Source organism: Arthrobacter sulfonylureivorans, assembly GCF_047607445.1.
Classification (GTDB): Bacteria; Actinomycetota; Actinomycetes; order Actinomycetales; family Micrococcaceae; genus Crystallibacter; species Crystallibacter sulfonylureivorans_A.
The window spans coordinates 19195-32422 of sequence record NZ_JBLKRT010000016.1; the positions used below are offsets into that span (position 1 = coordinate 19195).

Consider the following 13228-nt stretch of genomic DNA (forward strand, 5'->3'; position numbering starts at 1 on the left):
AACGACCGTTACACCATAACGAGCGTTATACTAGCCCCATGGCAGTCCCTTTGAATACCCGCGACCGCATCCTGAATGCGGCCGAGGAGTTGTTCTTCCAGCAAGGAATCAGCGTGACCGGCGTGGACCGGGTGGCGGCAACGGCCGGAGTGGCGATCGTGACGCTCTACAAGCACTTCGGCTCCAAGGACAACCTGCTGCGCGAAGTGCTCGCCCGGCGGCTGGACAACTGGACCCAGCACTGGGACGAAGCGATCGCCAACGCCGACACCTCAGAGGAGCGGCTACTGGCGGTTTTCGACGCCGTCGAAACGTTCCGCGCCGCGGCCAATCCCACCCAGTGGTGCAGCTTCCTGGCCACTGCGTCGGAGCGCCCCGCGCCAGCAGCCGGCCAAGAAGATCCGGTGTTCGAGCTGATCCGTCAGGACACGCAGATGATCACGGAGCGGCTGGCAAGACTGGCGAAGGAGGCTGGCTGCCCGGACCCGGCTACCGTGGCCGCGGTCCTGCTGCTGCTGTACAACGGAGTGCTCGGCAGCCTGCTCCGCGGCGAACCCAGCAACCCGGTGGCCCACGCGCGCACTGCAGCACGCTCGATTATCGGGACCTCTCCGGCCCCGGCGCTGACGGGATGATTCTGCGCAAGGACGTCGAGGCTGCGCTCGCCGGCCCCGGTGACCGACCGGCCCCTGGGCGGCACCGACCGCGCGGTGGTCGACCGGTCTCTGCTCGGCGCTGGCGCGCCTCCTTCGACCACCGTCGGCACCGCTATCGCACGGTTTTAGCCAGGCGCCGGAAATCCAGCGGCCAAGCGCCCCGAAGGCCTCAAGGCTCCTCCCGATCAGGTTTTCTTCGGTATAGGGTCGGGCGGTATGGCGCTGCGACTGGTTCAGGTGAATTTCAAGGCGGAGGACGGCTCGGCCCTCGGCAGGTTTTGGGCGGAGGCGCTCGGCTGGGGTGTTTCCAGCGAGGGGCCAGGGGTGACCAATGTTGAGCCCGTGGGGTTCGACTGGCCGGACCCATCCGCCGTCTGCGTGGACGTGGTCAAAGTCCCGGACCCTGGGACGGTGAATTACCGGGCGCATCTCGATCTCGCCACCACGTCCGAGGCCCATCAGGTGGAGCTGGTCTCTCGCTTGCAGGAGCTCGGTGCGACGCCCGCGGACATCGGCCAAGGTGACGTGCCGTGGTCGGTGATGGCCGACCCGGAGGGCAACCTGTTCTGCGTGCTGGAGCCCCGGCCGATGTACCGGGACACCGGGCCGATCGCCGCGGTGGTAGTCAACTGCAACGATCCGCGGGCGATGGCCCGGTTCTGGGGCCAGGCGATGGACTGGACCCTGCACGAGGTGACCGACGACCATGCGCGGCTGCGCTCGGCCGAGGGCGTGGGACCGTACCTGGAATTCCTTCGCACACCGGATGCCGCGGCGTGCGGCCGAATCCACCTGGACCTGAAGCCGTATCCCGGTGACGACCAGGCGGCCGAGGTGGCCCGGCTGCACGCGCTGGGCGCTACCGAGGCCGACCTCGGCCAGGGCGAGGTGCCGTGGGTGTGCCTCGCCGATTCCGAAGGCAACGAGTTCTGCGTCCTCAGCTCCGGCTGACGCAGAACTCCTGCGCCAACCGGCCGCCGGCTGCTCGCATGGCGTCAGCATCCGAGGCAACGACGATGCTGGCGAAGTTCTCTGCGTAGCCGCCCAGATCGGGGCTGACCGAGCCCACGACGGCGTGCACCGGCTTGCCGGGGTTGCGGGCCAGGATGGCGGAGATGATCTTGCCCTGCCCGGTCTGCGAATCCAACTGCCCTTCGCCCACCACGATCAAGTCCGCCTCAGCCGCGAGCCGGTCAAAGCCGACCGCGTCGAGGATGTACTCCGCGCCAGGCACCAGCTCGGCGTCGTACTGCGCCCACATGCCGCCGCTGAAACCGCCGGCGGCCCCGGACCGCGGCACACCGCGGGGGTCCCGGGGGAGGGCAGCGGCCTGGCGGTGCAGCCGTTCGGTCAGGTCCAACACCTGCTCTGGGCCGGCACCCTTCTGCGGCCCGAACACCGCCGCGGCGTCCTCAAAGGCTGTGGTGACATCGGTGAGCACCCGAACCCGGGCGCCCCGCAGCCCGCCGTGTTCCTCGATTGCGGCGATCGCGCCGCTGCCGCCGTCCGTCGTCGCGCTGCCGCCGGCCGCCACCAGGATGGTCGATGCCCCGCGCCGCACCGCGTCGACCATGAGCAGCCCGGTCCCATAGGTGTCCGCAGCCAGCGGGTCGCGCTCGCCGGAAGTTGGCAAGGTGATCCCGCTGGCCGCGGCCAGTCCGATCACGGCCGTCCCGTCCGCGCTCAGCGCATAGGACGCGCGGAGCGGATCCCGCCATGGCCCCACACTGTCCGCCTCCACGAGAGCTGCCGCCGTCGCGTCCCGCAGGATTTCGTAGGTGCCTTCACCGCCGTCGGCCACGGGAAGTTCGACGGCGGTGCCGCCGGCTTCCCGGACACCGGCGGCAATGTGGGCGGCCACCTCGGCGGCGGTGTAGGTGCCCTTGAAGCTGTCGGGCGCGATAAGGATTTTCATGCCGTGGCTCAGAATCCGACGTTCTCGCGGCCCTTGAGGTCCAGCATCTCGCGGGCCTCGTCAGGGGTGGCGACCTCGAAGTTGAGTGCTTCGACGATGGTGCGGATGCGGCTGACCTGCTCGGCGTTGGACGCGGCGAGCTGGCCGGGGCCGATCCAGAGCGAGTCCTCCAGCCCGACGCGGACGTGCGAGCCCATCGCCGCGCCGATCGTGGCCAGCGGCATCTGGTTCTTGCCGGCGCCGAGGATGGACCATTCGTAGGCATCGCCCAGCAGCCGGTCCGCCGTGCGGCGCATGTGCATCAGGTCCTCCGGGTGGGCGCCGATGCCGCCCAGCAGCCCGAAGACGGACTGGACAAACAGCGGTCCGCGGGCCAAGCCGCGGCCGTGGAAGTGGGCCAGATTGTTCAGGTGCGAGATGTCGTAGCACTCGAACTCGAACCGGGTGCCGTTGCCGTTGCCGATGTTCAGGATGGTCTCAATGTCCTGGAAGGTGTTCTTGAAAACCAGGTCCCGGGACTTCTCCAGCCCTTCGCGCTCCCACTCGTGCTCGAACTCCTGGAAGCGGTCCAGCATGGGGTAGAGGCCAAAGTTCATCGAGCCCATGTTCAGTGACGCCAGTTCCGGCTTGAACGCCGCGACCGGACGCATGCGTTCCTCAACGGTCATGTGCGGCGAACCGCCGGTGGTGATGTTGATGACCGCGTCGGTATTGGCTTTCAGCTTGGCCAGGATGGGCTCGAAGTGTGCCGGGTCCTGGGACGGGCGGCCGTCCTTCGGGTCGCGGGCGTGCATGTGCACGATCGCGGCGCCGGCGTTGGCGGCGCCAATGGCTGCGTCGGCGATCTCATCCTGGGTGACCGGCAGGTGCGGGGACATGCTGGGGGTGTGGATGGCGCCGGTAACAGCGGAGGTGATGATGACTTTGCGCTTGCTGGCCATGATGTTGTTCCTTTGGTGGTGCGGGGTGGATCAGTAGAGCTTTTCGGTGTTGCCGTCCACGGCCATCGCCTGGCCGTTGACGTTGCGGGCCAAGTCGCTGGCCAGGAAGGCCGCCATGTTGGCGATGTCCTCGGCCTCCACCAGCCGCTCCAGCGAGGACTGCTTGTGGTACAGGTCGGAGACTTCCTCCAGCGGGCGGCCCAGCATGGTGGCCTTGGCCTCGATCACGGCGTCGATGCGCGGACCGTTGACCGCGCCGGGGCAGATGGCGTTGGCGCGGATGCCTTCGGGGCCCAGCTCGATGGCGAGCGTCTTGGTCAGGCCCACGACCGCCCACTTGGACGCCGAGTAGGGGCTGCGGCCAGCCATGCCCAACCGGCCGGCGGCGGAGGAGAGGTTGACGATGGCCGCGTCCTTCGCCTCGCGCAGCAGCGGCAGCGCGTGCTTGATGCAGTAGAACTGGCCGTGGACGTTGACGTCGAACGTGGTCCGCCAGGCGTCCGAGTCCAGCGTCTCGATGGGGCCGGTGGGCCCGGCGATGCCCGCATTGTTGACCAGCACGTCCAGTCCGCCCAGTTGGGTGCGGACTTCTTCCATCAGCAGGCGGACCTGGGTCTCGTCGGACACATCGCTGAGTGCCACGGCGAAGCCGTCCTGCTTGGCGGCGTCCACCGCGTCAGGGTTGATGTCGGTGACCATGACCTCCGCGCCGAGGTCGCGGAAGCGGGTGGCGATGGCACGGCCGATGCCGGCGGCGCCGGCGGTGACCAGGACCTTGCGTCCGGTGAAATCCATGGGGTGGTGCTCCTTGGGTAGTGCAGGTGGGGAAGTGTCAGAGGGGACAGTACGACGGCGGTGCGGCACCGCCGTCGTACGCGTCACCTGGGGTCAGTGGCTGCTGATGGTGGCCTTGGACGGGTCCTCGGCGCCGCGCTTGAGCAAGCGGGTCAGCAGCGCGCCGATGAAGCACATGCCGACGATGAACCAGAGGCCGGAGAGGGCGTTGCCGGTGGCTTCCTCCATGAAGCCCATGACGTACGGGCCGAGGAATCCGCCGAACAGGCCCACCGTGTTGACGAACGCGATGCCGCCGGCCAGCGCCGCACCGGAGAGCCTCGTGGCGGGGTATGTGAACAGAATCGGCTGCAAGGCGAAGAAGTTGAACGCGGCCAGGCAGAAGCCAATCAAGCCCATGACGGGTCCGCTGATGGCTCCGAGGGTGAAGCCGGCGACGATGCCCACCATGGTGCAGGTGGCGATCAGCCGCGACCGGGAGGCGTTGGTGGCCAGGCGCGGCAGCAGCAGGGCGCCGGCGGCGGAGAAGATCCACGGGATGGAGGTGAGCAGGCCAATCTGGATGCTGTTCAGTTCGCCGTAGCTGCCGATGATGGACGGCAGGAAGAAGCTCAGGGCGTAGACCGCGATCTGGTGCGTGAAGTAGATGGCGACGACCAGCAGGATCTGCTTGTCCTTCAGCACGTGGCGCAGCTTCGAGTTTCCGGCCGCCCGGGCGCCGGCTTCTTCCTCGGCGGCGATGCGGGCCTCGAGGTCTTCGGCTTCGGCACGGGTCAGGAACTTGGCGTCGGTCGGCTTGTCCGGCAGGAACTTCCAGACCACGAATGCCAGGACGCAGGCGGGCAGGCCCTCGATAATGAACATCCACTGCCAGCCGTGCAGTCCGCCGATCCCGTCCATGGTCAGCAGCAGGCCGCCGAGCGGAGCGCCGACGATGTTGGCAATGGAGACGCCCAGCAGAAACATGCCGTTGGCCTTGGCGCGGTCGTTGGCCACGAACCACTGGGTCAGGAAGTAGATCACACCCGGGAAGAGTCCGGCCTCGGCCACGCCCAGCAGCATGCGGAGCAGGTAGAAGGACCATTCGCCCTGGACGAAGGCCATTGCTGCGGAGATCAGGCCCCAGGTAATCATGATCCGCATGATCCAGAAGCGGGCCCCGACCTTGTGCATGATCAGGTTGGAGGGGACCTCGGACAAGGCGTAGGTCAGGAAGAACAGGCCGGCACCGATGCCGTAGGCCGTCGCAGAGATGCCGAGGTCGATCTCCAGACGGTCCTTGGCCATACCAATGTTGGTGCGGTCCAGGAACGCCATCACATAGGAGGCGATCAGCAACGGCATGATGCGCCGGAAAATGATCTTGTTGATGACGGCTGGCGGCCTCTTCGCCGTAGCCTGCGACGTAATGGACATAGCAGAGTCTTTCCTGTTGAAGGGCATGGGGGATTACTTGAAGTGCGTGGTGGGATCACCGGACGACGCCGGTGCGGTGCTTGGGTGACTAGGGTTCGGGTTTCGGCGGACCGTCCGGCTTGCAGCCGCAGGTGCGCCCGATGTGGAGATGGTGCTTGCAGAACGTGTGGGTGAAGACGTTGCCGGGCTTGGTGATCTGGGCCAGCAGCAGTTCGAACGACTTCTCCGCCATCTCCTGCACCGGCTGCACGATGGTGGTCAGGCCAATCAGGGCCGACCGGCTGTGCGGGAGGCCGTCGCTGCCGGCCACCGCCAGGTCTTCGGGAATGCGCAGGCCGAGTTCGAGCGCATGTTCCATCACGCCGATAGCGATCTCGTCCGACCCGCAGACGATGGCGCGGGGCGGATTCGGTGATGCCAGCAGCTTTTCGGCAGCGACCCGGCCGCCGTCGCGATTGAGGCGGGTGCTGATCTTGCGCTCGCCGGTGATCACCACGCCCTGCGCCGCCGCGGTACCGACGAACGCCTGTTCGCGTGCCAGCGAAGCGGTGGAGAACCGTGGACCAATGACGGTGGCAATCTCCTGGTAGCCGTGGTCCAGCATGTGCTGCATCAGCTGGGAGGCCGCCCTGAAATCGTCGATGCCGACGAAGTCGCCGGGCAAGTGGTCCGACCTACGGGATAGATAAATGTAGGGGATCCGGCGCTGCCGGAAAGTGCGCAGCGCGCGAGAGTCCTCGCGCAACGTCGCGGCGATGATGACGCCGTCCACGTTGCGGGCGGCCAGCGTGGCAGCCACCTGGGCCAAGGTGTCCGGATCGTCGCGGGTGGTGGCGACGAACACTTCAAAACCCTCGCGGGCCGTTGCGGAGATGATGCCTTCCGCCCAGCCCGTGTACATGTGGTTGACGATGTTGGGCAGAATCAAACCGACGACCCTGTTCAGGTGCGGGTCATCGCCCTGCTTCTTGGCGTGCCCGGCGGGACGGAAACCCAGTTCATTGGCGACTTTGATGATGTGCCGCCGGGTTTCTTGGGACACTCCGCCCTTGCCGTTCATGACATAGCTGACGGTGGCCGCGGAGACGCCGCAGACGCGGGCCACCTCTGCCGCCGACACCCGATGAGGACGTACCGCGGTTTCAACAGTTGAATTCACGATGCCTCCTCTCCCTGTCGCCTTCGTCACGTGATGACCATTACAGAGTAGCGAGAAGGGTTAAGCAACGTTAAGACGTTTCACTGGCGCGAAGACATTGCTACGCCGCGTCGGCCTCGTCCTTTCGTCACAGTGTGCGACCGGCGTGATGAGGCTAGGAACTTAACGTCTCTTACAGGATTCGGACCATCGGGGCCGCTTGAGGGCAGGTTCTGGCGCGGCGGTCCTGCCTCGGGCCCCTCTACGTTGCCGGCCGGACGTTAAAAACGACGGCGTCGGCTGCTTCAGCTCAGCAGTCGACGCCGTCGATGGTGCGGTTGTTACCGCCAGTGCGGCGGTCAGGCGGGGGACTCGACGAGGGCAGGCGTCTCGACGAGGGCGGGGGCGGGGTTGGCCAGGCGGCGCAGCTTGGGGATGGGGATGCGGTAGTTGAGCGCGACGGCGGTGCCGGAGCCGTCGGCGTGCGTCCAACGCATGAGCGCGGGGCCGCCGTCGGGACCGCCTTCGAGGTACTCCGGGGTGCCCTCCAGCGGGAGGAATCCGCTGGCCTTGAAGCTAAGGCCGAACTGTTCGGTCCAGAAGTACGGGCGGAACTCCAGCTCCGGGGCGTCGTCGCCGTTCAGCAGGGCCAGGGCGGCGGTCTTGCTCTGCTCGATGGCGCTGGTCCAGAGTGGAATCCGGCCGACGCCGCGGGCAGTGGGGAAGGCAGCTACATCGCCGGCGGCGACGATGTCCGTGCGCACCCGGCCGCGGCTGTCGACTTCCAGCCTGCCATTGGTCAGGAGTCCGCTGTCCGCCAGCCAGCCGGTGTTCGGGATATCGCCGATGGCGCTGACCACCAGATCAGCTTCAAGCCTGGAGCCGTCGGCCAGTTCCACCAGCGGGTGGCCGTCTGCTTCGCGCAGGCCAACGGCCTGGGACGGGGCAAGCTTGAGGCCGTGGTCCCGACCGGCGGCGAGGAAGACCTCGGAAAGATACCGTCCTAGCTGCTGGGCCATCGGCTGGCGGTGTGAAGCGAGCGTGACGTCGCAGCCCGCGGCCAGGCAGCCGGAGGCAATCTCCATGCCAAGGGCGCCGCCGCCGACCACCACCACCGAGGGCTTGTCCGCAATCCGGCGCCGCAGTTCTAGTGCGTCCTCCAGGGTGCGCAGGGTCAGCTCGTGTCGGCGCGCGGCCGGGTCTGCGCTGGCCAGACGGCGTGCCCGTGAACCGGTGGCGACGACCAGTCCGTCATACGGAAGGATGCTGCCGTCGTCGAGCACTACCGACTTGAGTTCCGGGTCCAGCTGCAGCGCCCGGATGCCCAGGAGTTCGCGGGCCTCGTGCGTCGAAGCGGGAAGCTGGTGGGAGGTCATCTCCTCTGCGTCCAGCAGCGCGGCCTTGGAGAGCGCCGGCCGGCTGTAAGGCGCGTGGTGCTCGTCGCCGACGATGGTCAACTCGCCGTCGAATCCCGCGGCGCGCAGCGAATCACTGGCCGTCAGCCCGGCAATGCCGTTGCCGACGACGACGATACGTTCCAACCGCACAGTCAGCCCAGGCGGAGTGCGGCGACCGGGCATACTCGGGCGGCCTGCTTGGCTGCTTCGAGCTGGTCCTCGTTGACGTGCACCACGTCCAGTACCAGTTCGCCGTCGTCGTCCAGATGCATCAGCTGCGGTGCGACTTCTTCGCAGAGGCCGTGCCCTTCGCAGCGCGGCCGGTCCAGGATGATTTCCATGTTGTTCTCCACTCGAATCTGCGTGTGGCTTGCTTCACACGCCGGGCTTATTGCAAGCTTGGCAGCGCCACTGGTGTTCGGCAAATGAATAGTTTTCATCCGTGGTGTGCAGCTGATGAATAGATGGTTAGACTGGGCGGACGGTGCTGGACATGCCCGCGCTCGCTCCAACGGAGGTTTCGATGTCGTCACTCGATCCGCTGGCCGATGTCCGGCCGGAGACCGCAATGGACGCCGATTTGGCGCGGCTGGCCTCCATCGACCTGAACCTGCTGGTGCCGCTGCTGGCCCTGCTGGAGGAGCGGTCGGTGACCAAGGCCGCCGGCAAGGTGGGGCTGTCCCAGCCGGCGATGAGCCACGGGCTGAACCGGACCCGCCGGCTGCTGAATGACGAGCTGCTGGTGCGGCAGGGCAGGGGGATGGTGCTCACGCCGCGTGCCGCGGAATTGATTGCTCCGTTGCGGCAGGCGCTGCACCAGACGGCGCGCATTATCAGCGCCTCGTCTTTCGATCCCGCCGTGGACACCCGGCAGATCACCGTGGCGATGACCAACAGCACCGCCTTCGTGATCGGTAGTGAGCTCAGCCGGCTCTTGGCGGAGCGCGCGCCGAACACCGTGCTGCAGTTGCGCACCACCAGCGTGGCGACCAGTGCGCCATTCGTGGAGGACGCCGCCGACGTGGTGCTGTTGCCGGAGGCGTTCCCCTCGCCTCATCCCCGCGAGCGGCTGTACGACGATCGGTGGGTGGTGGTGGCGTCGTGGAACGAGCCCCGGGACGCCGACGCCCTGCAGCTGCTGGAGCAGGTGCCGCACGTGTTTCCCGACTCGCCGTCGGAGCGGCTGCGCCCGTACGAAATCCTGGACGAGAAGAGCATTCCGTACCGGGTGCGCCAGCGGGTCTCCGACCACCTGTTCGTGCCGCACCTGATCGCGCAGTCCGGCAGCGGCGTGGCGATCCACCGCTACCAGGTGGGGCTGGAATTCGAAGGCCGGTTCGACCTACGGGTGGAGGAGTTCCCGTTCCCGGTGGAGCCGCTGGGCATCGACATGGTCTGGAACCCGTGGCTGGCCGACGGCGCCTTCAAATCCTGGCTACGGGAAATCCTGCTCGAGGCGGCCGAGCCGCTGCAGGCCCGGTACAAGCTGCCCAGCTAGCCCATCCTTCCCCATTGTGGGAGGCATCTTGGCTGCACTCATCGATGTAAGCAGCCCGTATGTGGCCTGCCTGCCAGCGCCGATCTCGGCGCCCTTTGCTGGGAGCTAGAGGTATTTCGCGTGCGGGTGCCGAGCCGGGCAAACCGGATTTTCTGGGGGCGCAGTGGCTTCGCCTCGCCGATAGGTGCTGGCCCGATACGGCATGCACCTGGCGTTAGGTTCGCTCGGCGTAGGTCGCCATGGAGACGAAGTGCGAATCTCGGTCATGTAAAGCAAGAAATGTTTGGATTACAGTCTTGATTTAGACATAAGGTGTCGATACTGTACCTCTCATGAACCCCACCAGTGATTTGCATCACAAGACTGTACTTGACCCGACAACCTTCCGTGCTGCCATGGCCGACCTTCCTGCAGCCGTATCGATCGTTACGACTACGGCCGAAAATGGGACACCCCATGGGGCGACCGTCTCAGCCGTCAGTTCGTTGTCGATGACGCCGCCTCTTGCCCTTGTCTGCCTGGATGCGTCATCGGAGACGCTCGGCGCTATGGCAGTCGGCCGTGGCTTTCTCGTCCATATCACCGCCGATGGACAGCAGGATGTCGCTTTCGCGTTCGCTAAGAAAGGGCCAGCGAAGTTTGAACAGATCGACTGGAGGCTGAGTGATTCCGGACAACCACGGCTCTCCGGATCGGCAATGGTCATGGACTGCATTGTCGAGGATCTGCTTCCCGGTGGGGATCACACTATCGTCGTCGGACGCATCGTCGACATTGATCATGACGACAGCCTTACACCGATCGTCTATCACCGACGCCAGATGCTCGCCTCGCCAGCTGCCTAATCGATTTTGGTATCGTCTCCGCCGCTCTTAGCACCGGCGGTTCGACAACTTATGACTGACCCAGAACCCACACAAAGGAGCATCTGCCCCATGGCTACTGCACTCGAATCACTCATGGACCAGCGCGCCCACGCCTTCGCCACTGCGGAACACGGAGCGTTCATCGACGGTGCGGAAATTGCACCGAGCGAAAAAACATTCAGCACCGTCGACCCGGCCACGGGTGAAGTCATTACGACAGTCGCAGAATCTGAGGACAGGGTTGTCGACCAAGCGGTCCAATCCGCTGCCAAGGCCTTCGAAGGCGAGTGGGGCAGTATGCTGCCGGCTGATAGGGAAACGGCACTGCACCGCTTTGCAAACCTGGTTGAAGAAAATGCGGCCGAATTGGCGCAGTACGACGCACTTGAAGGCGGCAAACCGATTGCGCAGGTCGAGGGCGTTGATCTTCCCTTGGCCGTCGAGCAATTCAGGTACTACGCCGGATGGCCGACCAAGATTCAGGGTGCTACCGTCCCAGTTTCAACCCCCAACGCGCATGTCTACACCCGCAGGATGCCTCTGGGCGTCGTGGCGGCTATCACCCCTTGGAACTTCCCGCTGTGCCAAGCTGCCATCAAGCTAGCTCCCGCCCTTGCAGCCGGCAACAGCGTGGTGCTCAAACCGTCCGAACTGACGTCGCTGTCTTCCCTGCGACTGGCGCAGTTGGCGGTCGAAGCCGGCCTGCCGGCAGGAACTGTCAACGTTGTAACTGGTTCTGGCGCCGGGACGGGACAGGCGCTAATCTCCCATCCGCTGGTCAATAAGATCTCCTTCACCGGATCCGAAGCAACCGGCCGACATTTGGGGGCCGAGGCTGGTCGCTCCCTGAAGCACATTTCGCTGGAGCTCGGCGGAAAGAACCCAAACATCATCTTCGCGGACGCAGATGTGGCCAAGGCGGCAGCGTATGCCGCGACCACCGCCTACTTCTACTCGGGGCAGGTTTGCTTCAGCGGGTCGCGTCTCATGGTCGAGCGCAGCGTTGTAGACGAAGTAGTTGAAGCCGTGAAAGAACACGCGAGCGCGCTGGTACTTGGCCATGGGCTTGAGCGAGCGTCGACCATGGGGCCTCTGGCCTCAGCGCATCACCGGGAAAAGGTAGAGCGTTACCTGAATACTGTTGAGGGCACCGGGGGTACTGTCGCCTTTGGCGGCTCACGTCTGGATAGGGCCGGGTTCTTCCTGCAACCCACTGCAGTGATTGGTTCTGCCGATTCGGATCCCGTGGTTGCCGATGAAATTTTCGGTCCAGTGCTCGCAATCCAGCCGTTCGATTCACTCGAAGAACTGATCCCCCGGGCGAATTCCGGCAAGTACGGCCTGTCTGCCGGAGTCTGGACGAATGACGTCCGCAAGGCCCATAACGTGGCACAACAACTAAGGGCTGGAACCGTCTGGGTCAATACCTACGCGGACTACAACGCAGCCGCTCCCTTTGGCGGGACGAAGAGTTCCGGCTTGGGTAAGGACTGTGGACCTGACGGATTGGACAAGTTCTTGGAGTCTCAGACGGTCTGGATGTCGTTGGCGTGACCGTCATTTCCCAGATCGTGGCGGGGCTGCAGCGCCTTGTAGTGAAGGTCCATGTACAGCCAGGTTTCAATTTCTCGGATTCCCGGCAGAGCCCGCACTTCGTCGTCAAGTACGCGGAGAAGGTCCTCTCCCGTGGACGTGACAACTTCGGCCAGGACATCGAAGCGGCCCGCCGTGATCGCCACGTAAGAAACAGCCTGGAGCCCAGTGAGCGACTCGGCGACGTCCGCTGCCTTCGCACCCTGTCCCAAAGTGAGCCCCACCCAGCAGGAGAACTGAAGTCCAAGCCTCAGCGGGTTGACGATGCACATCACCCGTACGGCGCCGGAATCGACCAATCTGGCGTACCGCTGCCGGATCATGGTCTCGGAGACTTCCTGCTCGGCCGCCAGTTCCCGGAAAGACGCACGGCCGTTTCGGGCAAGGCGGGCAATGATTTCCCTGTCAGTAGAGTCCAGTGCGCGGGGGCGCACCCCGGGCGTCGTGTCCTTCTTGACTCCGGAGAATCTTGCCTGCTGGTAGTGAAGCCGCAGGAACGGAAGGATTTCCACAGCCCGCACACCTGCAGTCGTGCGAATCTTTCCAGCGACGTCGTGAAGCTCCTTGCCATCCCGGCAAATGACCTCAACTTGAAGGGCGAAGGGGCCGCTTGTCACGGTGACGTAGTCGATCTCAGGGAGAGAAACCAGATACTCCGCCAAATCAGACGGAGCCCGGCTTCCGTCGACGGTGATGAGTATGAGCGCCAAGGAATGGAATCCGAGGAGGCCGGGGTCGGTAACAGCCGATATCTGTATGTAGTTTTCGGCCAGGAGATGGCTGACCCGGCGCCGCACCGTTTTCTCGGTGACTCCCACCCTCCGCGACAGTTCGGTGAAAGGGATCCGGCCGTCCACCTGCAACTGTTCGATGAGGTTCAGGTCAAGCTGGGTCAGCTCGCCGGCGGCGTCCGAACGCAAAACACCGGGAAGCTCCAGCGGCACCAGGGCCCCTCGCTCAGAGGACATAGCAGCTGCAGCATCAATGTAGTCGGCGCGTGGTCCCATGCACAC

General features: G+C 65.2%; 13 protein-coding genes. 5 read left to right on the forward strand and 8 right to left on the reverse strand.

Annotation, left to right across the window (positions count from 1 at the left end; genetic code table 11):
* Positions 1-38 precede the first annotated feature (38 nt).
* On the forward strand, positions 39-635 hold the full coding sequence (locus tag ACMX2H_RS09490) for a TetR/AcrR family transcriptional regulator (protein ID WP_414960253.1): 597 nt from the start codon (positions 39-41) through the stop codon (positions 633-635).
* A 237-nt stretch (positions 636-872) separates the two neighbouring features.
* A complete protein-coding gene (locus ACMX2H_RS09495) occupies positions 873-1607 on the forward strand; it encodes a VOC family protein (RefSeq protein ID WP_414960254.1) in 735 nt (244 codons plus the stop codon).
* Here ACMX2H_RS09495 and ACMX2H_RS09500 read toward each other — a convergent pair.
* The 7 genes from ACMX2H_RS09500 to ACMX2H_RS09530 form a co-directional block, all read right to left on the reverse strand.
* A complete protein-coding gene (locus ACMX2H_RS09500; RefSeq protein ID WP_414960255.1) occupies positions 1594-2571 on the reverse strand; it encodes a glycerate kinase in 978 nt (325 codons plus the stop codon). The two genes, ACMX2H_RS09495 and ACMX2H_RS09500, sit on opposite strands and share 14 nt — an antisense overlap.
* An 8-nt stretch (positions 2572-2579) precedes the next feature.
* A complete protein-coding gene (gene kce / locus ACMX2H_RS09505) occupies positions 2580-3512 on the reverse strand; it encodes a 3,5-dioxohexanoate:acetyl-CoA acetone transferase (protein ID WP_414960256.1) in 933 nt (310 codons plus the stop codon).
* 30 nt (positions 3513-3542) lie between these two features.
* Complete coding sequence (locus ACMX2H_RS09510) at positions 3543-4307, reverse strand: SDR family oxidoreductase (protein ID WP_414960257.1); 765 nt, start codon at positions 4305-4307, stop codon at positions 3543-3545.
* Between the two features lie 93 nt (positions 4308-4400).
* Positions 4401-5723, reverse strand: coding sequence for an MFS transporter (locus ACMX2H_RS09515; RefSeq protein ID WP_414960258.1), 1323 nt, complete (start codon positions 5721-5723; stop codon positions 4401-4403).
* 88 nt (positions 5724-5811) lie between these two features.
* Positions 5812-6882, reverse strand: a complete 1071-nt coding sequence (locus tag ACMX2H_RS09520) for a LacI family DNA-binding transcriptional regulator (protein WP_414960259.1) — start codon at positions 6880-6882, stop codon at positions 5812-5814.
* Between the two features lie 338 nt (positions 6883-7220).
* A complete protein-coding gene (locus ACMX2H_RS09525) occupies positions 7221-8408 on the reverse strand; it encodes an NAD(P)/FAD-dependent oxidoreductase (protein ID WP_414960260.1) in 1188 nt (395 codons plus the stop codon).
* A 2-nt stretch (positions 8409-8410) separates the two neighbouring features.
* Entirely contained in the window at positions 8411-8599 is a 189-nt protein-coding gene (locus ACMX2H_RS09530; protein ID WP_414960261.1) for a ferredoxin, read from the reverse strand.
* Positions 8600-8781: 182 nt separating this feature from the next.
* On the opposite strand from ACMX2H_RS09530, the gene ACMX2H_RS09535 reads away from it, so the two are divergent.
* From ACMX2H_RS09535 to ACMX2H_RS09545, 3 genes are all read left to right on the forward strand, one after another.
* A complete protein-coding gene (locus ACMX2H_RS09535; RefSeq protein WP_414960262.1) occupies positions 8782-9756 on the forward strand; it encodes a LysR family transcriptional regulator in 975 nt (324 codons plus the stop codon).
* Between the two features lie 332 nt (positions 9757-10088).
* Positions 10089-10601 carry a flavin reductase family protein gene (locus tag ACMX2H_RS09540; RefSeq protein ID WP_414960263.1) on the forward strand — a complete coding sequence of 171 codons (513 nt, stop codon included), beginning with the start codon at positions 10089-10091 and terminating at the stop codon, positions 10599-10601.
* A gap of 90 nt (positions 10602-10691) precedes the next feature.
* A complete protein-coding gene (locus ACMX2H_RS09545; protein ID WP_414960264.1) occupies positions 10692-12176 on the forward strand; it encodes an aldehyde dehydrogenase family protein in 1485 nt (494 codons plus the stop codon).
* On the opposite strand, the gene ACMX2H_RS09550 is transcribed toward ACMX2H_RS09545, so the two are convergent.
* Entirely contained in the window at positions 12149-13222 is a 1074-nt protein-coding gene (locus ACMX2H_RS09550) for an Lrp/AsnC family transcriptional regulator (RefSeq protein ID WP_414960265.1), read from the reverse strand. The two genes, ACMX2H_RS09545 and ACMX2H_RS09550, sit on opposite strands and share 28 nt — an antisense overlap.
* Positions 13223-13228: the final 6 nt, after the last annotated feature.

What these genes read in the sequence shown, in the direction of transcription:
- ACMX2H_RS09490 (WP_414960253.1), top strand. Translation starts at nt 39, where the DNA reads ATGGCAGTCCCTTTGAATACCCGCGACCGCATCCTGAATGCGGCCGAG.
- ACMX2H_RS09495 (WP_414960254.1), top strand. Translation starts at nt 873, where the DNA reads ATGGCGCTGCGACTGGTTCAGGTGAATTTCAAGGCGGAGGACGGCTCG.
- ACMX2H_RS09500 (WP_414960255.1), bottom strand. Translation starts at nt 2,571, where the DNA reads ATGAAAATCCTTATCGCGCCCGACAGCTTCAAGGGCACCTACACCGCC.
- kce (WP_414960256.1), bottom strand. Translation starts at nt 3,512, where the DNA reads ATGGCCAGCAAGCGCAAAGTCATCATCACCTCCGCTGTTACCGGCGCC.
- ACMX2H_RS09510 (WP_414960257.1), bottom strand. Translation starts at nt 4,307, where the DNA reads ATGGATTTCACCGGACGCAAGGTCCTGGTCACCGCCGGCGCCGCCGGC.
- ACMX2H_RS09515 (WP_414960258.1), bottom strand. Translation starts at nt 5,723, where the DNA reads ATGTCCATTACGTCGCAGGCTACGGCGAAGAGGCCGCCAGCCGTCATC.
- ACMX2H_RS09530 (WP_414960261.1), bottom strand. Translation starts at nt 8,599, where the DNA reads ATGGAAATCATCCTGGACCGGCCGCGCTGCGAAGGGCACGGCCTCTGC.
- ACMX2H_RS09535 (WP_414960262.1), top strand. Translation starts at nt 8,782, where the DNA reads ATGTCGTCACTCGATCCGCTGGCCGATGTCCGGCCGGAGACCGCAATG.
- ACMX2H_RS09540 (WP_414960263.1), top strand. Translation starts at nt 10,089, where the DNA reads ATGAACCCCACCAGTGATTTGCATCACAAGACTGTACTTGACCCGACA.
- ACMX2H_RS09545 (WP_414960264.1), top strand. Translation starts at nt 10,692, where the DNA reads ATGGCTACTGCACTCGAATCACTCATGGACCAGCGCGCCCACGCCTTC.
- ACMX2H_RS09550 (WP_414960265.1), bottom strand. Translation starts at nt 13,222, where the DNA reads ATGGGACCACGCGCCGACTACATTGATGCTGCAGCTGCTATGTCCTCT.